Origin of the sequence: uncultured Modestobacter sp., from assembly GCF_947486615.1 — a bacterium.
GTDB lineage: Bacteria > Actinomycetota > Actinomycetes > Mycobacteriales > Geodermatophilaceae > Modestobacter.
The window spans coordinates 138,183-156,852 of sequence record NZ_CANKUD010000010.1; the positions used below are offsets into that span (position 1 = coordinate 138,183).

The 18,670-nt window shown below is 74.1% G+C and carries 16 protein-coding genes; 4 read left to right on the forward strand and 12 right to left on the reverse strand.

The genetic code is table 11. The features are described from left to right. The first annotated feature begins 52 nt into the window (after positions 1-52). The gene (locus Q1A09_RS17725; protein ID WP_299957882.1) at positions 53-925 is read left to right on the forward strand and encodes an aldo/keto reductase; all 873 of its coding nucleotides are present in this window, start codon (positions 53-55) and stop codon (positions 923-925) included. A gap of 93 nt (positions 926-1,018) precedes the next feature. Beyond that, the gene (locus Q1A09_RS17730) at positions 1,019-2,644 is read left to right on the forward strand and encodes a hypothetical protein (RefSeq protein ID WP_299957883.1); all 1,626 of its coding nucleotides are present in this window, start codon (positions 1,019-1,021) and stop codon (positions 2,642-2,644) included. 222 nt (positions 2,645-2,866) lie between these two features. On the opposite strand, the gene aspS is transcribed toward Q1A09_RS17730, so the two are convergent. Genes aspS through Q1A09_RS17750 form a run of 4 tightly spaced genes read right to left on the reverse strand, consistent with a single transcriptional unit; the run spans position 2,867 to position 7,666 of the window. Next, positions 2,867-4,645: an aspartate--tRNA ligase gene (gene aspS / locus Q1A09_RS17735; RefSeq protein ID WP_299957885.1), complete on the reverse strand. Its 1,779-nt coding sequence runs from the start codon at positions 4,643-4,645 to the stop codon at positions 2,867-2,869. Between the two features lie 30 nt (positions 4,646-4,675). Further along, on the reverse strand, positions 4,676-5,677 hold the full coding sequence (locus Q1A09_RS17740; protein WP_299957887.1) for an aldo/keto reductase: 1,002 nt from the start codon (positions 5,675-5,677) through the stop codon (positions 4,676-4,678). Continuing rightward, entirely contained in the window at positions 5,674-6,939 is a 1,266-nt protein-coding gene (gene hisS / locus Q1A09_RS17745; RefSeq protein ID WP_299957889.1) for a histidine--tRNA ligase, read from the reverse strand. The genes Q1A09_RS17740 and hisS overlap by 4 nt, the downstream gene beginning before the upstream one ends. Positions 6,940-6,982: 43 nt before the next feature. Next, positions 6,983-7,666, reverse strand: a complete 684-nt coding sequence (locus tag Q1A09_RS17750) for an MBL fold metallo-hydrolase (protein ID WP_299957891.1) — start codon at positions 7,664-7,666, stop codon at positions 6,983-6,985. Between the two features lie 150 nt (positions 7,667-7,816). On the opposite strand from Q1A09_RS17750, the gene Q1A09_RS17755 reads away from it, so the two are divergent. Further along, on the forward strand, positions 7,817-8,620 hold the full coding sequence (locus Q1A09_RS17755; RefSeq protein WP_299957893.1) for a peptidylprolyl isomerase: 804 nt from the start codon (positions 7,817-7,819) through the stop codon (positions 8,618-8,620). A 267-nt stretch (positions 8,621-8,887) separates the two neighbouring features. Further along, positions 8,888-9,334, forward strand: coding sequence for a class I SAM-dependent methyltransferase (locus Q1A09_RS17760; protein WP_299957896.1), 447 nt, complete (start codon positions 8,888-8,890; stop codon positions 9,332-9,334). Positions 9,335-9,357: 23 nt separating this feature from the next. On the opposite strand, the gene Q1A09_RS17765 is transcribed toward Q1A09_RS17760, so the two are convergent. The 8 genes from Q1A09_RS17765 to ruvC all read right to left on the reverse strand — a co-directional run bounded on the left by Q1A09_RS17765 (position 9,358) and on the right by ruvC (position 18,551). Further along, positions 9,358-11,775, reverse strand: a complete 2,418-nt coding sequence (locus Q1A09_RS17765; protein WP_299957899.1) for a bifunctional (p)ppGpp synthetase/guanosine-3',5'-bis(diphosphate) 3'-pyrophosphohydrolase — start codon at positions 11,773-11,775, stop codon at positions 9,358-9,360. 97 nt (positions 11,776-11,872) lie between these two features. Further along, a complete protein-coding gene (locus tag Q1A09_RS17770; protein ID WP_366139803.1) occupies positions 11,873-12,436 on the reverse strand; it encodes an adenine phosphoribosyltransferase in 564 nt (187 codons plus the stop codon). A gap of 26 nt (positions 12,437-12,462) precedes the next feature. After that, complete coding sequence (gene secF, locus Q1A09_RS17775; protein ID WP_299957905.1) at positions 12,463-13,962, reverse strand: protein translocase subunit SecF; 1,500 nt, start codon at positions 13,960-13,962, stop codon at positions 12,463-12,465. Then, on the reverse strand, positions 13,959-15,659 hold the full coding sequence (gene secD, locus Q1A09_RS17780) for a protein translocase subunit SecD (RefSeq protein ID WP_299957908.1): 1,701 nt from the start codon (positions 15,657-15,659) through the stop codon (positions 13,959-13,961). Before secD ends, secF begins: the two co-directional genes overlap by 4 nt. A gap of 14 nt (positions 15,660-15,673) precedes the next feature. Continuing rightward, positions 15,674-16,027: a preprotein translocase subunit YajC gene (gene yajC / locus Q1A09_RS17785; RefSeq protein WP_299957910.1), complete on the reverse strand. Its 354-nt coding sequence runs from the start codon at positions 16,025-16,027 to the stop codon at positions 15,674-15,676. A gap of 157 nt (positions 16,028-16,184) precedes the next feature. Next, positions 16,185-17,243 carry a Holliday junction branch migration DNA helicase RuvB gene (gene ruvB / locus Q1A09_RS17790; protein ID WP_366139804.1) on the reverse strand — a complete coding sequence of 353 codons (1,059 nt, stop codon included), beginning with the start codon at positions 17,241-17,243 and terminating at the stop codon, positions 16,185-16,187. Positions 17,244-17,308: 65 nt separating this feature from the next. Next, positions 17,309-17,944, reverse strand: coding sequence for a Holliday junction branch migration protein RuvA (gene ruvA / locus Q1A09_RS17795; RefSeq protein WP_299957912.1), 636 nt, complete (start codon positions 17,942-17,944; stop codon positions 17,309-17,311). Positions 17,945-17,984: 40 nt separating this feature from the next. Beyond that, on the reverse strand, positions 17,985-18,551 hold the full coding sequence (ruvC, locus tag Q1A09_RS17800) for a crossover junction endodeoxyribonuclease RuvC (RefSeq protein WP_299957915.1): 567 nt from the start codon (positions 18,549-18,551) through the stop codon (positions 17,985-17,987). Between the last annotated feature and the right edge of the window lie 119 nt (positions 18,552-18,670).

Below are 18,670 nucleotides of genomic sequence, written 5' to 3' on the forward strand. Positions count from 1 at the left end.
CTACCCGCGGGGCACGACGGATCCGGCAACCCTCGACCTCCAGGAGACCCCCATGCAGCAGCGCACGATCGGCAACGCCGGCGTCGGCACCGTCACGGTGGGGGCGATCGGCCTGGGCGCCATGCCGCTGTCGACCAAGGACCCCCGCCCGGCACCGGCCGAGGCCGAGGCGGTGGTGCACGCGGCGCTGGACGCCGGGGTGACGCTGATCGACACCGCGGACGCCTACGCGCGGGACGAGGCGGAGTTCGGCCACAACGAGGAGCTGGTCGCCCGCGCGCTGCGCTCGGCCGGCTCGCCGGACGGCGTGCTGGTGGCCACCAAGGGCGGGCACACCCGGCGCGGCACCGAGTGGGAGCTGGACGGGTCGCCGTCCTACCTCCGCCGGGCCTGCGAGGCCTCGCTGCGCCGGCTGGGCGTCGAGGCGATCGGGCTCTACCAGTTCCACCGCCCCGACCCGGCCACGCCGTGGGAGGAGTCGATGGGCGCGCTGCGGGAACTGGTGGACGCCGGGCTGGTGCGGATGGCCGGCATCTCCAACGCCGACGTCGGGCAGATCGACGCCGCCCGGGCGATCGTCGGTGACGCGCTGGTCAGCGTGCAGAACCAGTTCTCCCCCGGCTGGCGCTCCTCGGCCGGGGAGCTGGCGCACTGCGCGGCGACCGGCCTGGCGTTCCTACCGTGGAGCCCGTTCGGCGGCGTCTCGGCGGCCAAGGAGCTGGGTTCCACCGCCGCGGAGTTCGCCGCCGTCGCCGACGAGCTGGGCGTCTCGGTCCACCAGGTCACCCTGGCCTGGCACCTGGCCCAGGCCGAGGTCGTCCTCCCCATCCCCGGCGCCTCCCGTCCCGGGTCCGTCACCGACTCGGCCGCCGGTGCCGACCTGGAGCTGAGCCCCGAGCAGCTGGCCCGGCTGGCCGCTTCCTGACCTCGACCCCGCGGCCGGGAGCAGGGTCGAGGTCCGGGTGATCTCCGCCTCCCGGCCGTCCACCGGCACCGCGCGTGCACCAGACTGCGGACCGTGCTGCAGCAGACCCGGTCCAGGAACGCCTGGCAGGCGGCTCCCTACGCCGTCCTGCTGGTGGGCTGGGCGGTGCTGCTGCCCGGCAGCTGGAGCAGCCTCAACCCCGACGGCGTCGTCTACGCGACGCTGACCGAGGCACTCGCCGACGGCCGGTGGTCCGACGCCGTCACCGGCTACTGGAGCATCCTGCTGCCGACGCTGGCCGCGCCCCTCACCGCGCTCGGCGTGCCCGCCCCCTTCGCGCTGCGCGCCGTCCTGCTCCTGGTCTCGGTGGGGTTGGTGGCGGTGATCGGCGACCTGGCCCGGCGGGCCGGCGCGACGACGCCCGCGAGGGAGATCGCGCAGCTCCTGGTCGCGCCCTTCCTGGTCGTCATCGCGCTGTGGGACGTCTTCCCCGACGGCCTGCTGGCGCTCCTCCTGCTGCTGTTCGTCCGGGCCCTGCTCGCGGCGTCGACCGTCCGGGGCGCCGCACTGGCCGGGCTCTGGGGCGGGCTGGCCTACCTCGCCAAGCCGGTCGCGCTCCCCTTCGTCCTCGCCTTCCTGGTGCTGGTCACGGTGGTCCGGCTGTGGGCGTCCCGCCGCCCGACGACGGTGGTGCCGCCGTCGGGCGTGGTGAGCACCGCCGCCCCGCTGCGGACGGCGGCCGTGACCGCGGCCGTGGCGCTGGCGCTGGCAGCGCCGTGGATCACCCTCATCAGCGTGCAGGCCGGGCACCCGACGATCACCACGGCGGCCTCCTTCAACGCGAACTACCTCGAGCCGGGCGTGGAGGGCAACCCGCTGGAGTCCCCCGGCCTCCGCGCGCCCACGGCCGCGGCGCCCGATACGCCCTGGCAGAACCCGTCGGCGCTCGCCCCGGTCCGCACCGACGAGCCGGCGGACGAGGCGGGGGACGAGGCGGCCGACGCCGCCCCTGCCGAATCGGGGGAACGGATCGGCCAGCGGCTGGGGCGGGTGGCCGAGCAGGCGGGGTACGTGGTCGAGACGCTGGTGCGCAAGTGGCCGGTCGAGACCGTGCTCGCCCTGGCCGGCACGGTGCTCGCGGCACGCCGCCCGCGGGAACCGGGCTCGTGGGTCGCACTGGGGTCCACGGCCGCAGCGGGCGTGCTCGCCGGCGGCATGATGCTGCTGATCGTGACCGACCGGTACCTGTGGTTCTCCATGCTCGCCCTGCTGGTGCCCGCCGCGGTGGCGCTGCAGGCCCTGGGCGCGCGGCGACCCCGGGCGCTCCGGGTGCTCGGCGCGGCGCTGTCGGCAGTCGTCGCGCTCGCCACCGCCTTCTGGTTCCTCGCCCTCCACCAGCCACCCGACCGCGACCGGGGCGTGTGGGCGCTCGCGGAGCGTGCGTGCCCGGAGGGTCTGGACGCCCCCCTGGCCGGGGTGGACGAGTGGGGACGCAGCAACCTGCTCGCCTACCTGTGCGGCGTGCCCTACGTGGGGCTGACGGGCTCGGCGGAGGCGGCGCGGGAGGTGGCCGCCGACGTGTCCGAGGTGGGCGCCCGGTACCTGGTGGTCTGGGACGACGCCCCGGCAGGCCTGCCCGACTCCCGGGGGGACGCCGGGGTGCTCTACGAGCTCGAGGACGGCACCTGGCGCCCGGTGTCCGCAGTCTCCGGCGACTGAACCCGGTCACCTCGCCCGGGGCGGACACCCGTCCGTGGGGGTCTCCCGGGACCGCGTCGCGCTCGCTGCAGCGACTGCATCGATCGCCGCGGCCGCCCCGGTCGGGTGCCGCCGAGCCCCCGGCCGGCGATCGACGACCGCCGGCCGGTCACCGGCCCGATGCCGCGGCTCCCTGCACCCAGGGCTGCGGGCAACGGCCGATGACCGACCGGCTGGGCGGCGTCAGCCCTTCGAGGGGTCCGTCGGGCCAGGGGCGCCGGGCTGACCAGGAGCGGGCTCGGCGTCGGGGTCGACGTCGATGCCGGCCTCCGTGCGCTGGGCTGCGGTGATCGGGGTGGGGGCCCCGGTCAGCGGGTCGAAGCCGGCGCCGGTCTTCGGGAAGGCGATGACCTCGCGGATCGAGTCCACCCCGGCCAGCAGGGCGGTGAGCCGGTCCCAGCCGATCGCGGCACCGGCGTGCGGCGGCGGGCCGTAGTCGAAGGCCTCCAGGAACCAGCCGAACTGCGCCCGGGCCTCCTCCTGGGTCATGCCCAGGGTCTGGAACACCCGCTCCTGCAGCTCCGCGTCGGCGATGCGGACCGACCCGCTCATCAACTCGTTGCCGTTGCACACCAGGTCGTAGGCGTCCGACAGTGCGGCGCCCTTGTCCTCGGCGAACCGCTCCCGCCACTCCGGGGTGGGCGAGGTGAAGGGGTGGTGCATGAAGGTCCAGTCGCCGTCCTCGGTCTCCTCGAACATCGGGAAGTCCACGACGAACAGGAACGACCACGAACCGGGCTCGATGAGCTCGAGTCGCTTGGCCACCTCGTTGCGTGCGGCGCCGAGCAGCTCCTGAGCGGACCGGCGCTGGCCGGCCGCGAAGAAGACGCAGTCGCCGGGCTTCGCCCCCACGGCCTCGACCAGCCCGGCCCGCTCGGACTCGGAGATGTTCTTCGACACCGGCCCGCCGAGCGTGCCGTCCTCGGCGATGGTGACGTAGGCCAGCCCCTTGGCCCCGCGGGAGCGGGCCCAGTCCTGCCAGGCGTCGAACGCCCGCCGCGGCTGCGAGCCGCCGCCGGGCATCACGATCGCGCCGACGTAGGGCGCCTGGAAGACCCGGAACGGGGTGTCGGCGAAGTACGACGTCAGCTCGGTGAGCTCCACCCCGAAGCGCAGATCGGGCTTGTCGGAGCCGAACCGGTCCATCGCCTCGCGGTAGGTCATCCGCGGGATCTCCGGCACGTCGTAGGCGGCCAGCTCGCGCCACAGCGCCCGGATGACGTCCTCGGCGACGGCCAGGACGTCGTCCCGCTCGACGAAGCTCATCTCGAAGTCCAGCTGGGTGAACTCCGGCTGCCGGTCGGCGCGGAAGTCCTCGTCCCGGAAGCAGCGGGCGATCTGGTAGTACCGCTCGAGCCCGCCGACCATCAGCAGCTGCTTGAACAGCTGCGGCGACTGCGGCAGCGCGTACCAGTGGCCGGGCTGCAGCCGCACCGGGACGACGAAGTCGCGCGCGCCCTCGGGGGTGGAGCGGGTCAGCGACGGGGTCTCCACCTCGGTGAACCCGTGCCCGGCCATGACGCCGCGGGCGATCCGGTTGACCTCGCTGCGCAGCCGCAGCGCGGCGGCCGGGCCCTGCCGGCGCAGGTCCAGGTACCGGTACCGGTACCGCACGTCGTCACCGGCGGCCTGCGCGGTCTCGATCGGGAACGGCAGCGGCGCGGCGGCGGACAGCACCCGCAGCTCGCTGGCGACGACCTCGATCTCACCGGTGGGCAGCTCGGCGTTCTCGTTCCCGGCCGGCCGGGCCTGCACCTGACCGGTGACGAGCACGCAGTACTCGTTGCGCAGCGCGTGCGCCTCCTCCTCGCGGACGACGACCTGGGCGTAGCCCGAGGCGTCGCGCAGGTCGAGGAAGACGACCCCGCCGTGGTCGCGCCGGCGGGCGACCCAGCCGGCGAGGGTGACCGTGGAACCGGCGTCGGTCGCGCGGAGCGTGCCGGCGTCGTGGGTGCGGAGCACTTCAGGCCTCTTTCGAGAAGGGGGAACGGGTCACCAGCGGTCGTGCACGTGGGCGCGGATGCGCTCGTCGTACACGCGCTCGAGGTCGGCGAGCTGGCTGGGGGTGAGGGACGGGAGCGAGGCGGCGGCGACGTTGCCCAGCGCCTGCTGCACGTTGCGCGCGCCCGGGATGACGGTGGTGACACCGGGCTGGTCGATCACCCAGCGCAGCGCGAACGCGGCGGTGGTGACGTCCGGGCCGGCGATCTCGGCGACCTCGCGGGCGGCGGCGACGCCGACCTCGAAGGGCACCCCGGCGAAGGTCTCGCCGACGTCGAAGGCCTCGCCGTTGCGGTTGAAGTTGCGGTGGTCGTCGGCGGCGAAGGTGGTGTCGGTGGAGTACTTGCCCGACAGCAGGCCGCTGGCCAGCGGGACCCGGGCCAGGATGCCGACCTCGGCGCGGGCGGCGGCGGGCAGCAGCTGCTCCAGCGGCTTGCGCCGGAAGACGTTGAGGATCACCTGGATCGACTGCACGCCCTCGTGCTGCAGCGCGGTCAGGCCCTCGGCGACGGTCTCCACCGAGACCCCGTAGGCAGCGATCGCCTGCTCGGAGACCAGGGCGTCGAGGGTGTCGTAGACCCGCTCGTCGGAGTAGACGGTCGGCGGCGGGCAGTGCAGCTGCACCAGGTCCAGGGTGTCCACGCCCAGGTTGCGCCGCGAGCGGTCGATCCAGGCGCGCAGGTTCTCCGGGGTGTACTGCTCGGCGGTGAACGGGTCGGCGCGCCGGCCGGCCTTGGTGGCGACGAACGGGCGCTCACCGCGGGCGGCCAGCGCCTTGCGGATGCGCTCCTCGGACCGGCCGTCGCCGTAGACGTCGGCGGTGTCGAGCAGGGTGACCCCGGCGTCCAGCGCGGCGTCCAGGACGGCGGCGGCGTCGTCCTCGGTGACGTCGCCCCAGTCGCCGCCCAGCTGCCAGGTGCCCAGGCCGACGACCGAGACGTCGGCTCCGGTGCGGCCGAGCGGGCGGGTCTCCAGCGGAGTCGAAGAGGTCATGCCCCCACCGTCGCACGCACCCGGTCGAACAGCTCACCCAGGGGGACGGCGACCTGCTCGGCGGTGCGCAGGTCACGCAGCTGCGCGACGCCCTCCGCGATGTCCCGGTCGCCGACGACGACGGCGTGGGTGGCCCCCGACCGGTCGGCGGCCTTCATCGCGCCCTTGAGCCCGCGGTCGCCGTAGACGGTGTCGGCGGAGACGCCGGCCTCGCGCAGCTGCCCGACGAGCTTCACCGCGAGCCGCTTGGCCTCCGCGCCCAGCGGGACGACGAACGCCTGCACCCCGCTCGACGCCACCACGTCCAGCCCCTCGGCCTGCACCGCCAGCAGCGTGCGGTCCACGCCCACGGCGTAGCCGATGCCGGACAGGTCCGGGCCGCCGAGGGCGGCGGAGAGCCCGTCGTAGCGCCCGCCGCCGCCGATCGCCGACTGGGCGCCCAGGCCGGAGTGGACGAACTCGAACGTCGTCTTCGTGTAGTAGTCCAGCCCGCGCACCAGCCGCGGCGCCTCGGTCCACTGGACGCCCAGGTCGGTCAGGTGCTCCCGGACGGCGTCGTAGTGCGCCTTCGTGGAGTCGGACAGGTGGTCGACCATCAGCGGGGCGTCGGCCAGCTGGGCCTGCACCTCGGGGCGCTTGTCGTCCAGCACGCGCAACGGGTTGATCTCCGCCCGGCGCCGGGTGTCCTCGTCCAGGTCCAACTTCGCGAGGAAGTCGACCAGCAGCTCGCGGTACTGCGGCCGGCAGGTGGCGTCACCCAGCGAGGTCAGCAGCAGCTCGAAGTCGCGCAGCCCCAGGTCGCGGAACCCCTGCACGGCCAGCGCCACCACCTCGGCGTCCAGCGCCGGGTCGTCGACGCCGAGCGCCTCGCAGTCGACCTGGGTGAAGTGCCGGTACCGCCCGGCCTGCGGGCGCTCGTAGCGGAAGGCGGAGCCGACCGCCCACAGCTTCACCGGCAGCGCGCCGGCGTACAGCCGGTGCTCGATGAAGGAGCGCATCAGCCCGGCGGTGAGCTCCGGGCGCAGGGTCAGCGAGCGGCCGCCCCGGTCGGTGAAGGTGTACATCTCCTTGGCGACGACGTCGGTGGACTCCCCCACCCCACGGGAGAACACGGCGGTGTCCTCGAACGTCGGCGTCTCGATGTAGCCGTACCCGGCCCGACGCAGCGGCGCGGTCAGGGTGTCCCGGACGGCGAGGAACTGCGCCGACTCGGGGGGCAGCGTGTCGAACGTGCCCTTGGGAGCCCGCATCGGCTCGGTCACAGTGCCCTCACTCGCTCAACTCGTCGGTCCGTCCGGTGCCCGTTCACAGGCCCCGGCCCTTGGGCGCGGCGGCCGCCTCGGCCAGGTAGGGGTTGGTGGCGCGTTCGCGCCCGATCGTGGTGGCCGGCCCGTGCCCGGGGAGCACGACGGTCTCGTCGTCCAGCGGCAGGACGACGTCGCGCAGCGAGCCGAGCATGTCCTCCCACGACCCGCCGGGCAGGTCGACCCGGCCCACCGAGCCGGCGAACAGCACGTCCCCGGCGAGCAGGCCGGGCGCCTCCCCCAGGTCCAGGGAGAAGACCACCGAACCGCGGGTGTGCCCCGGCGCGTGCCGCACGGTCAGGTCGACCCCGGCCAGCGAGATCGTCGTCCCGTCGGCCAGCGGCAGGACGTCGGCGGGGTCCGGCAGGCGCACGCCGGTGATCAGCGGGGCGAGCTGTGGGCCGTGCCAGCGTGCCGGGTCCGCGAGCATGCCGCTGTCCTCGGGATGCAGGTAAGCGGGGATGTCGTAGCCCTCGCACACCGGCAGCACCGAGAAGGTGTGGTCCAGGTGGCCGTGGGTGAGCACGACGGCGACCGGCTTCAGCCCGTCGGCGGCCAGCATCGCGGCCAGCGGCTCGACCGCGTCCATCCCCGGGTCGACCACGACGCACTCCTGCCGGGCGCCGGACGCGACGGCGTAGCAGTTGGTGCCGAAGGCGCCGGCGGGGAAGGAGCGGATGAGCACCCGTGCAGGTTACGCGGGCGTCCCGGCGCTCTGGCCGCGCTGCCAGGGAGCGGACAGCTGCCCCACCTACACTGCGCTCTCGACATCCACGGGCGCGGAGCCGGACGGCCGCCCGTGAGACAGCGCAGCAAGCCGAGGAGCCCGAGAAGAGTGCCGACCAACAAGCAGCGCCGCGAGGCGGCCCAGCGACGTCTGCAGCGCCAGCTCGAGCGGCGCGAGGAGCTCGCCCAGAAGCGCAAGCGCAACACGCTGATCGGGGTGACCGTGGTCGCCGTCCTCGCCGTGATCGGCGCGGTCTTCATCATCACCGGGCTCGGTGGCGACGAGGAGAACGCCGGCAACGCCACCGCCGCCGGCGACTCCACGGCGGCCGGCGTGGTCGACGGCAGTGACGGCACCTGCGACTTCGTGCCGGACACCTCCGGCAGCGAGACGCTGACCGACGTCGGCGTCCCGCCGGCCGAGGTGCCGACCACCGGGACGGCGAACGTCACGATGACCACCTCCGCCGGTGACATCGGGCTGACCCTGGACCAGGAGAACGCACCCTGCGCCTCGGCGAGCATGGTCTACCTGGCCCAGCAGGGCTTCTTCGACAGCACCCCCTGCCACCGGCTCACCAGCGGCGGCCTGAGCGTGCTGCAGTGCGGTGACCCCAGCGGCACCGGCACCGGCGGCCCGACCTACGACTTCCCGACCCAGGTCACCGGCGACGAGACCTACCCGCGCGGCACCCTGGCGATGGCCAACGCCGGGCAGGGCACCGACGCCAGCCAGTTCTTCCTGGTCTACGCCGACAGCCAGCTGCAGCCCGACTACACCGTCGTCGGCACCATCGACGAGGCCGGCCTGGCGACGCTGGACGCCATCGCGGCCGCCGGCATCGAGGGCGGGGCCACCGACGGTGCCCCGGCCACGCCGGTGACGATCGAGTCGGTCACCGTCCAGCAGTAGCGCACGACGCACGAGGGCCCGGTCTCCACCTGGGGACCGGGCCCTCCTGCGTCCGCGCCCGCACACTGGGGACATGGCCGCCGACCCGTACGCGGGCTTCCCCCCGGGCTTCTTCGACCGCGCCGACGACGGTCCGGACGCGCGGTTCTACGACCGGCCCGGCTGGTCACCCACATCGACGACGCGGCGATCGCCGCGGTCGGGGCGCTGTACGCCGAGCTGGGCATCGACGGGGCGGCGCCCCGGCCCACCCGCGTGCTGGACCTGATGTCGTCGTGGGTGTCGCACTTCCGCACCCCGCCGGCCGACCTGGTCGTGCTCGGCATGAACGCCGACGAGCTCGCGGCCAACCCCGCGGCCACGCAGCGGCTGGTGCACGACCTGAACGCCGACCCGACCATCCCGCTGCCCGACGACGACGTCGACGCGGCCGTCTGCTGCGTGTCCATCGACTACCTCACCCGGCCGGTCGAGGTCCTGGCCGAGGTGGGCCGGGTGCTGCGCCCGGGCGGGGTGCTGGCGGTGACCTACTCGAACCGGTGCTTCCCGACCAAGGCCGTGCGCGGGTGGCTGGCCACCGACGACGAGCAGCACGGCGCCGTCATCGCCGAGCTGGTGCGCCGCAGCCGCCGGTTCACCGAGCCCACCGTCGAGCTGCGGACCCGGCCGGGGGTCGGCGACCCGCTCTACGCCGTCCTGGCCACCCGCGCCTGAGCCGGGCCGCCCGACCCGGCCGGCTAGGCCGTGACGCGCTCCACGTCGAAGACGCCGTCGACGTTGCGGACCGTCTGCAGCACCGCGCCCAGGTGTGCGGGGTCGGCCAGCTCGAAGGTGAACCGGCTGATCGCCACCCGGTCCCGGCTGGTCTGCACCGACGCGGACAGGATGTTGACCCGCTCGTCGGCGAGGGCCTTGGTGACGTCGGAGAGCAGCCGGTGCCGGTCCAGCGCCTCCACCTGGATGGCGACCAGGAACACCGCACCGGGCTGCGAGGCCCAGTCGACCTCCACCAGTCGCTCGGGCTTGGTCTGCAGGTCGCCGGCGTTGGTGCAGTCGGTGCGGTGCACGCTGACGCCCCCGCCGCGGGTGACGAAGCCGAGGATGTCGTCCCCGGGCACCGGGGTGCAGCACTTGGCGAGCTTGGCCCACACGTCGTGCATGCCGTGCACCACGACGCCCGGGTCGCCGCTGGCGGTGCGGGCGATCGTGCGCTTGGTCGGGATCGCCGTCTCGGCGATGTCCTCGGTCGCGCCCTCGGAGCCGCCCAGGGCGATGAGCAGCTTCTCGACCAGCGAGTGCGCCGAGACCTGGTTCTCCCCCACCGCGGCGTACAGCGCGCTGACGTCGGGGTAGTGCAGGTCAGCGGCGAGCGTGGCCAGCTGCTCGCCGCCGAGCAGACGCTGCAGCGGCAGGCCGGCCTTGCGCATCGCCTTGGTGAGGGCGTCCTTGCCGGCCTCGACGGCGTCCTCGCGGCGCTCCTTGGTGAACCACTGCCGGATCTTGGTGCGCGCCCGGGAGCTGCCGACGAAGGACAGCCAGTCCTTGGACGGCGCCGCGGTGGGCGACCGGGAGGTGAAGACCTCCACCACGTCGCCGTTGGACAGCTTGCTGTCCAGGGAGACCAGGTTGCCGTTGACCCGGGCGCCGATGCACCGGTGCCCGACCTCGGTGTGCACCGCGTAGGCGAAGTCGACCGGGGTCGACTCCCCCGGCAGGCTGATCACGTCGCCCTTGGGCGTGAAGACGAAGACCTCCTGCGGACCGAGGTCGTAGCGCAGCGTCTCCAGGAACTCGCCGGGCTCCTGCGCCTCGCGCTGCCAGTCCAGCAGCTGGCGCAGCCACAGCATGTCGTCGCCGGGCGCGCCCGGAGCCGGCACCAGCTCGGCCTTGCCGCCACCGGCCTTCGCCGCGGCCTTGGCCTTCTCCTTGTACTTCCAGTGCGCCGCGATGCCGTACTCCGCGGTGCGGTGCATCTCGTGGGTACGGATCTGCAACTCGACCGGCTTGCCCTGCGGGCCGATCACCGTGGTGTGCAGCGACTGGTACATGTTGAACTTCGGCATCGCCACGAAGTCCTTGAAGCGGCCCGGTACCGGCTGCCAGTGGGCGTGCATGATGCCCAGCGCCGCGTACACGTCGCGTACCGACTCGACCAGGATCCGGATGCCGACCAGGTCCCAGATGTCGGTGAAGTCGCGGCCGCGGACGATCATCTTCTGGTAGATCGAGTAGTAGTGCTTCGGCCGGCCGGCGACCATCGCCTCGATCTTGGCCGACTTCAGCTGGTCGGTCACCGCCGAGGTGACCTCGGACAGGTAGGTGTCCCGGGACGGCGCCCGCTCGGCGACCAGCCGCACGATCTCGTCGTACCGCTTGGGGTAGAGCGTGGCGAACGCGAGGTCCTCCAGCTCCCACTTGATGGTGTTCATGCCCAGCCGGTGGGCCAGCGGGGCGAGGATCTCCAGCGTCTCGCGCGCCTTCTTCTCCTGCTTCTCCGGCGGGAGGAAGCGCAGCGTGCGCATGTTGTGCAGCCGGTCGGCCAGCTTGATGACCAGCACCCGGGGGTCGCGGGACATCGCGACGATCATCTTGCGGATCGTCTCGGCCTGCGCACCGTCGCCGAACTTGACCTTGTCGATCTTGGTGACGCCGTCGACCAGGTGCGCGACCTCGGGGCCGAAGTCGGTCGTGATCGACTCCAGCGTGGTGCCGGTGTCCTCCACGGTGTCGTGCAGCAGCGCGGCGACCAGCGTGGTGGTGTCCATGCCCAGCCCGGCGAGCACGGTGGCCACCGCCAGCGGGTGGGTGATGTAGGGGTCACCGCTCTTGCGCTTCTGCGCGGAGTGCGCCTCCTCCGCCACGTCGTAGGCCCGCTGCAGCAGCAGCAGGTCGGCCTTCGGGTGGCTCTGCCGGTGCAGTGCCGCCAACGGCTCGAGCACCGGGCGGATGCCGGTGGATCGCTGGCCGGCCACGATTCGGCGGGCCAGCCGGTCGCGCACCCGGCGGCGGGGCGCGGCGTCGTTCTCCCCGCCGGGCTCCGGTGCCACGTCGTCGGGACGACGGACGGCGGGCCGCTGCGGCAGCGTCACCCGCGGCGGCGCCTCCTCGACGGGGGGCGCGCCGGACGTCTGCGGTGCGACGACGTCAGAGGCCACGGGAGCTCCTGCACTGTTGAGGAGTGGATGACCCTCCCCATGCTAGCCGCGGCGCGGGGGAGATCGCCGGGTGCGCTCACCCGGAGGGGGCTGGCGGTCAGGTGCGCCAGAGGGCGTGCACCGGGTGCGGGGCGATCCGCTCCCGGCCCCCCAGTCCCAGCAGCTCCACCACGACCGCGACCGACGTCACGATCCCGCCCAGCTGCTCCACCAGGGCGATCGCCGCCTGCAGCGTGCCGCCGGTGGCCAGCACGTCGTCGACCACCAGCACCCGTTGCCCGGGCTCGATCGAGTCGGTGTGCAGCTCCAGGGTGGCGGCGCCGTACTCCAGGTCGTAGGAGGCCGACACGACCTCCCGCGGCAGCTTGCCGGCCTTGCGCACCGGGACGACGCCGGTGCCGGCGTCGAGGGCCACTGCGGCCCCGAGCAGGAAGCCACGGGCCTCGATGCCGGCGACCACGTCGAAGCCCGGCCCCCCGTTGGTGCCGCTGAGCGCCGCGGCCCGGGGGTCGACGTCGGCGGGCTCGGTGAGAGCGTCGACCACCCGGCGGAACGCGACCGGGTCGGCGAAGACCGGGGTGAGGTCGCGGAAGAGCACCCCCGGTTCGGGGAAGTCCGGGATCGTCACCGCGACCGTGGCGACCAGCTCGTCGATCGGCAGCTGGTCACCGCTCACCGGTGCGGTGGTCACCGCCGCTTCCTGCCGGCCGGGCGCTGCGGGCGCTGGCCGGGCCGCGGAGCCGTCGTGCCACCGCCCACGGTGCGCTGGACCGACGCCGGCGACTCGACCTGGACGTCGGCCGCGGGCCGGTCCGGCAGGACCTCCGGCCGCTCGGCGACCGCGACCGTGGCACCGCGGGCGGCGCCGCGGGCCCGGCGTGCGCTGGCCACCGGGGCGTCGCCCCGGGTCGTGCCCTGTCGTGCCTCGGCGGAGCGCCGGGCCATGACCCGCTTGGCCAGCGCCTGGTTCTCCGGCTTGCGCTCCTCCAGTTCGGCCAGCACGGGCGTGGCCAGGAAGATCGAGCTGTAGGTGCCGGCGGCCAGGCCGACGAAGAGCACCAGCGCCAGGTCCTTGAGCGTGCCGGCACCGAGCAGCCCGGCGCCGACGAACAGCAGGCCGGCCACCGGCAGCAGCGCGATCACCGAGGTGTTGATCGAGCGCATGAGGGTCTGGTTGACCGCCAGGCTCGCCGCCTCGCCGTAGGTGGACCGGGCGCTCTTGCCCAGGTCCTTGGTGTTCTCGTCCACCTTGTCGAACACCACGACGGTGTCGTAGAGGGAGAAGCCCAGGATGGTCAGCAGGCCGATCACGGTCGAGGGCGTCACCTCGAACCCGATCAGCGCGTAGATGCCCGCCGTCACGATGATGTCGTGCAGCAGGGCCACGATCGCGGCGATCGCCATCGTCGGCCGGAACCGCACCGCCAGGAAGAGCACGACGGCCACCAGGAAGACCGCCAGGGCGATCAGCGCCTGGTTGGTGACGTCCCCGCCCCAGTCGGCGCTGACCGACTGCGGGCTGACCTGGTCCGGGTCGATGCCGGCGGCCTCGGCGACCGCGGCCACCACGGCGGTCTCGGCGTCGTTGTCCAGGGCCGCGGTGCGCACGAGCAGGGAATCGCCACCGACGACCTGGACGCTCGACACCTGGGCACCGGCGTCCTCGGCCGCCTGCCGGACGTCGGCCAGCTGCTCGCTGGTCGCCGGCAGCCGCAGGCTGTTGCCACCGGCGAACTCGATGCCGAAGTTGAATCCGCGGAACACCATGGTCAGGGCACAGAGCAGCACCACGACCGCGGTCACCCGGAACCAGAACCGGCGCCGGGCGACCACGTCCAGGCCGACCTCGCCGTTGTAGAGCCGGGAGGCCAGCGACCCGCGCGCCGGTGCCCGGCGGCGGCCGTCGCCCGCCGCGGCCAGGCCGGCGTCGGCCAGGGCGTCGTCCCCGCTGCTGTCCGCGGCAGCCTGGTCGCGCACCCGCTGCTCGTCCACCTGCTCGTCGGCGTCGGTGCCCAGCGGCACCGCCGGCCCGTCGTCGGTGACCTGGTCCGCCCTGACCTGGTCGCCGGTCACCGAGTCGTCCGTGGCATCGCCGGCGGAGGTCCCGTCGGCGGTCACCTCGTCGACGGGGTGCTCGACCGGGTCCTGGTCGGGCCGGTCGGCTGCGCTGCGGTCGCGCGGGGTCATCGGTTGCTCCCGTTCGTGCTGGTGCTGCCCGTGCCGGCGCCGACCAGCTCGCGCTCGGCCCGGGCCGGTGCGGCCGGCCGGCGGCTGTGCTGGACCTGGCCCAGGCCGGAGAAGCGGTTGCTGCCGAAGCTCTTGACCCGGCTCAGCACCGCCATGAGCGGGTGGGTGAACAGGAAGACCACGATCAGGTCCAGCACGGTCGACAGGCCCAGGGTGAAGGCGAAGCCCTTCACGTCACCGATCGCGAGCCAGTAGAGGATCGCCGCGGCCAGGAAGCTGACGGCGTCCGCGGACAGGATCGTGCGCCGGGCCCGGACCCAGGCCCGGGGGGTGGCGCTGCGCAGGCTGCGCCCCTCCCGGACCTCGTCCTTGAGCCGCTCGAAGTAGACGACGAAGGAGTCGGCCGTGATGCCGATCGAGACGATGAACCCGGCGATGCCGGCCAGGCTGAGGGCGAAGCCGATCTCCCGGCCCAGCAGCACCAGGGCGGCGTAGACGACCACCGCCGACAGCGCGAGGCTGGCGATCATCACCAGGCCCAGCAGCCGGTAGTAGAGCAGCGCGTAGAGGAAGACCAGCGCGACGCCGATGGCGCCGGCGATGAGCCCGGCGCGCAGCTGCTCGTCGCCCACCTCCGTGGTGATCGTCTGCGCGGTGGCCTGCTCGAAGGTCAGCGGCAGGGCCCCGTACTTCAGCTGGTTGGCCAGCTCCGTCGCCGACGTCTGGTCGAAGCTGCCGGAGATCTGGGTGGTGCCACCGGCGATCGCCGAGTTGATCCGCGGCGCGGAGACCACCCGGCCGTCCAGCGTGATCGCCACGCTGTTGCCGACGTTGGCGGTGGTGTAGTCGGCCCACGCGGTGGAACCGGCGTTGGTGAAGTCCAGGTCCACGACCCACTCACCGGTGCCCTGCGCGGTGCCGGCGGTGGCGTCGGAGACGTCGGTGCCCTCGATCACGGCCGGGCCGAGCAGGAACTTGGCCGTCCCGTCGTCGGAGCACGCGGCGATGTAGGACTCGGGGCGGTCGACCTCGGTGGAGGTCGTGTCGCAGGTGAGGGTCGCGTACTCCGCGGCCGCCTCCTCCTGGGTGACCGCCGGGGCGTCCGCGTCGGCGACCGCGGGGTCGCTGACCGCACCGCTGCCCGTCGCGGCCGGCGGGGTGGTCTCCGCTGCGCCGTCCGTCGGCGCCGCCGAGGTGGCGGCAGGGTCGGTCACGGCAGGGTCGGTCACGGCAGGGTCGGTCGCGGCAGGGTCGGTCGCGGCAGGGTCGGTCGCCTCGGCGCCGTCCGTGGGTGCGGCGGACTCGGTGGCGGCCGGGGTTGCTGCCTCGGGTCCGACCAGCACCGGCCGGAACCGCAGCTGGGCCGTCGCGCCCAGCTCCCGGGCCCGCTCGCCGTTGTCACCGGGGACCGAGATGACGATGTTGCTGTCGCCCTCGGTGACGACCTCGGCCTCGCTGACCCCGAGCCCGTTCACCCGCTGCTCGATGATCTGCCGGGCGAGCTCGAGGTCCTCGGGGTCGGGGGCCTGACCGTCCGGGGTGCGGGCGGTGAGCGTGACCGTCGTGCCGCCCTGGAGGTCCAGGCCCAGCTGGGGGGTGCGCGTGTCACCGGTGAAGAACACCAGCGCGTACAGCGCCGCGACGATCAGGAGGAAGGCGGCGAAGTAGCGCCGCGCGGGGAGCTGGCGGGCGGCCATGCGGGGTACCCGGCTCAGCGCGCGCGGTCGGTGGGGCCGCCGTCGCCGTCGACGGTGCCCTCGACGGTGCCCGTGGCGCCGGTGCTGCCCTGGGGACCGACGGTGCCGGCGGGCTGGCGGACCTCCATCACGGCCGGGCGGGCCACGGTGACCACCACGCCGGGGGCGACCTCGAGGCCGATGGTGCCCTCACCCAGGGAGGCGACCGTGCCGTGGATGCCACTGGTCAGCATCACCGGGGTGCCGACGGTCAGCGACTCCTGCAGCGCCGCGGCGTTGGCCTGCATCTTCTTCCGCTGCCGGGCCGGCAGCACGATGAGCAGGGCGAACGCCAGGACGAGCAGGATCAACGGGAAGAACTGTTCCACGACTGGTGAGCCTCTCTACCGCGACAGGTCGCGCGGTGGGTGCGACCCGGGGTCGGGCCGCTCGGGTACATCGGCGCCGGCGCACTCCGCGCGCACGGAGTGGCTCCGGGGCGAGGCGCCCCGGCCGCAGCCGGGTTGCGCGCCAGCGCGCAGGAGTCTAGGCGTCGAAGAGCGTCTGTGACGAAGCCCCGTCCAGCGGCGGGTCGGCCGTGCCCCCACTGAGAGGGAGGCCACCGCGCGGCACCGGGTGGCCCAGGTGCCGGAACGCCGCCTCCGTGGCGACCCGGCCACGGGGGGTGCGGGCCAGCAACCCGGCGCGCACCAGGAAGGGCTCGCAGACCTCCTCGACGGTGTGCGGCTCCTCCCCCACGGCCACCGCGAGGGTGGCCACACCGACCGGGCCGCCGCCGAACTTGGTCACCAGCGCGTCGAGCACCGAGCGGTCCAGCCGGTCCAGGCCCAGGTCGTCGACGTCGTAGAGGGCCAGGGCCGCCCGGGCCACCTCGAGGGTGACCCGGCCGTCGGCGCGCACCTCGGCGAAGTCGCGCACCCGGCGGAGCAGCCGGTTGGCGATCCGCGGCGTGCCCCGGGAGCGCCCGGCGATCTCCGCCGACCCCTCCGGTGAGAGCTCCACGCCGAGCAGGTCGGCGCTGCGGGCCAGCACCCGCTGCAGGTCGGCCGTCTCGTAGAACTCCATCTGCCCGACGAAGCCGAACCGGTCGCGCAGCGGCCCGGTCAGCAGGCCGGCGCGGGTGGTGGCACCGACCAGGGTGAACGGGTTGATCTCCAACGGGATGGCGGTCGCGCCGGGGCCCTTGCCGACGACGACGTCGACCCGGAAGTCCTCCATGGCCATGTACAGCAGCTCTTCGGCCGGACGGGCGATGCGGTGGATCTCGTCGATGAACAGGACGTCGCCGTGCGCGAGGTTGGACAGCATCGCGGCCAGGTCGCCCGAGCGCTCGATCGCCGGGCCGCTGGTGATCTTGACCGAGGTGCCCAGCTCCGAGCCGATGATCAGCGCCAGGCTGGTCTTGCCCAGCCCGGGCGGGCCGGACAGCAGCACGTGGTCCGGCGGCCGCCCGCGCCGCTTGGCGCCCTCGAGGACCAGGTCCAGCTGCCGGGCCACCTTCGGCTGACCGATGAAGTCACCCAGCGAGTGCGGCCGGAGCGCGGACTCGACCACCCGCTCCTCGTCCCCGGCCCGCGGGTCCACCGCGTCGTCGGGGAACCGGCCGGGTCCGGCGTCGGCGGCGGACAGGCCCCGGTCGAACGGGCCGCTCACGACCGGCCCAGCATCTGCAGCGCCTGCCGCAGCAGCAGCGCCACCTGGACGCCGCCGTCCGCGGCCTGCTGCTCGGCCACCGGCTCGAGGGCGGCCAGCGCGGACTCTGCCTCCCGACTGCTCCAGCCCAGCCCGACCAGGGCGGAGGTGAGCTGGTCACGCCAGGGCGCCACCGGGGTCACCGCGGGCAGCCCGGGGGTCGCCGGGCCGTCCAGCTGGGTGTCGGTGGCCGTGGTGCCGAGCCGGTCCCGCAGCTCCAGCACCAGCCGCTCGGCGCCCTTCTTGCCGATCCCGGGCACCTGCATCAGCGCCTTGAGGTCGCCCATGGATACGGCGCGGCGCACCTCGCGGGGCGGGTGGATCGCCAGCACCGCCTGGGCCAGCCGGGGGCCGACCCCGTTCGCGGTCTGCAGCAGCTCGAACAGCTGCCGCTCGTCGTCGTCGGCGAAGCCGTAGAGCGTCAGCGAGTCCTCGCGGACCACCAGGCTGGTCGACAGCCGGGCCGGCTCCCCCACCGTCAGCCGGGCGATCGTGCCCGGGGTGCACTGCACGGAGAGCCCGACGCCGCCGACCTCGACGACCGCGCCGTCGGGGGACACCGCCGCCACCCGGCCGTTCACGCTGGCGATCACGGTGCCACTCCTGTCGGTCGGTGCGGGGAGACGGTGGTGCTCATCGGGAGATGCCGGTCCAGCGCGGCAGGGTGGTGCTGCGCACCGGCGCGCCGATCCCGCCGGCCAGGGCCGCGACCCGCAGCCTGGCCTGCGCCGGTGCCCGCCACACGTGGCAGACGGCCAGCGCGAGGGCGTCGGCGGCGTCGGCCGGCTTGGGTGCGGTGGCCAGGCCCAGGACCCGGGTGACCATCAGCGTGACCTGTTCCTTGTCGGCGCGGCCGTTGCCGGAGATCGCGGCCTTCACCTCGCTCGGCGTGTGCCAGGCCACCGGCAGGTCGGCCTGCGCCGCGGCCAGCGCAGCGACCCCGGCTGCCTGGGCGGTGCCGGTCGCCGTCCCCTTGTTGTTCTGGGTGAACACCCGCTCGATGGCCACCGCCGCCGGCCGGTGCTCCCGGAGCAGGGCGGTCACCGCGGTGTGCACCTCCAGCAGCCGCAGTTCCAGGTCGAGTTCGGGCGAGGTGCGGACGACGCCCACGCCGATCGCCGTGGGCCGCGCCCCGGGACGCCCCTCGACCACACCCCACCCGCACCGGGTCAGGCCCGGGTCGATGCCGAGCACCCGCATGAGACCTCCACCGATCGGCGCGAACACCTGTTCGAACCAACGCTAACCGGCGATCGGTGTCCCGCCGAGCCCGACACGCAGGTGACGTGCCGGAGCGGCCCCCTCGCAGGGCCCCGCCA

Excerpts from the sequence above, each read along its gene's own strand:
- Q1A09_RS17725 (WP_299957882.1), top strand. The coding sequence starts at position 53 with ATGCAGCAGCGCACGATCGGCAACGCCGGCGTCGGCACCGTCACGGTG.
- secD (WP_299957908.1), bottom strand. The coding sequence starts at position 15,659 with ATGGCCGCCCGCCAGCTCCCCGCGCGGCGCTACTTCGCCGCCTTCCTC.
- ruvC (WP_299957915.1), bottom strand. The coding sequence starts at position 18,551 with ATGCGGGTGCTCGGCATCGACCCGGGCCTGACCCGGTGCGGGTGGGGT.
- secF (WP_299957905.1), bottom strand. The coding sequence starts at position 13,962 with ATGACCCCGCGCGACCGCAGCGCAGCCGACCGGCCCGACCAGGACCCG.
- Q1A09_RS17740 (WP_299957887.1), bottom strand. The coding sequence starts at position 5,677 with ATGACCTCTTCGACTCCGCTGGAGACCCGCCCGCTCGGCCGCACCGGA.
- Q1A09_RS17760 (WP_299957896.1), top strand. The coding sequence starts at position 8,888 with ATGTCGTCGTGGGTGTCGCACTTCCGCACCCCGCCGGCCGACCTGGTC.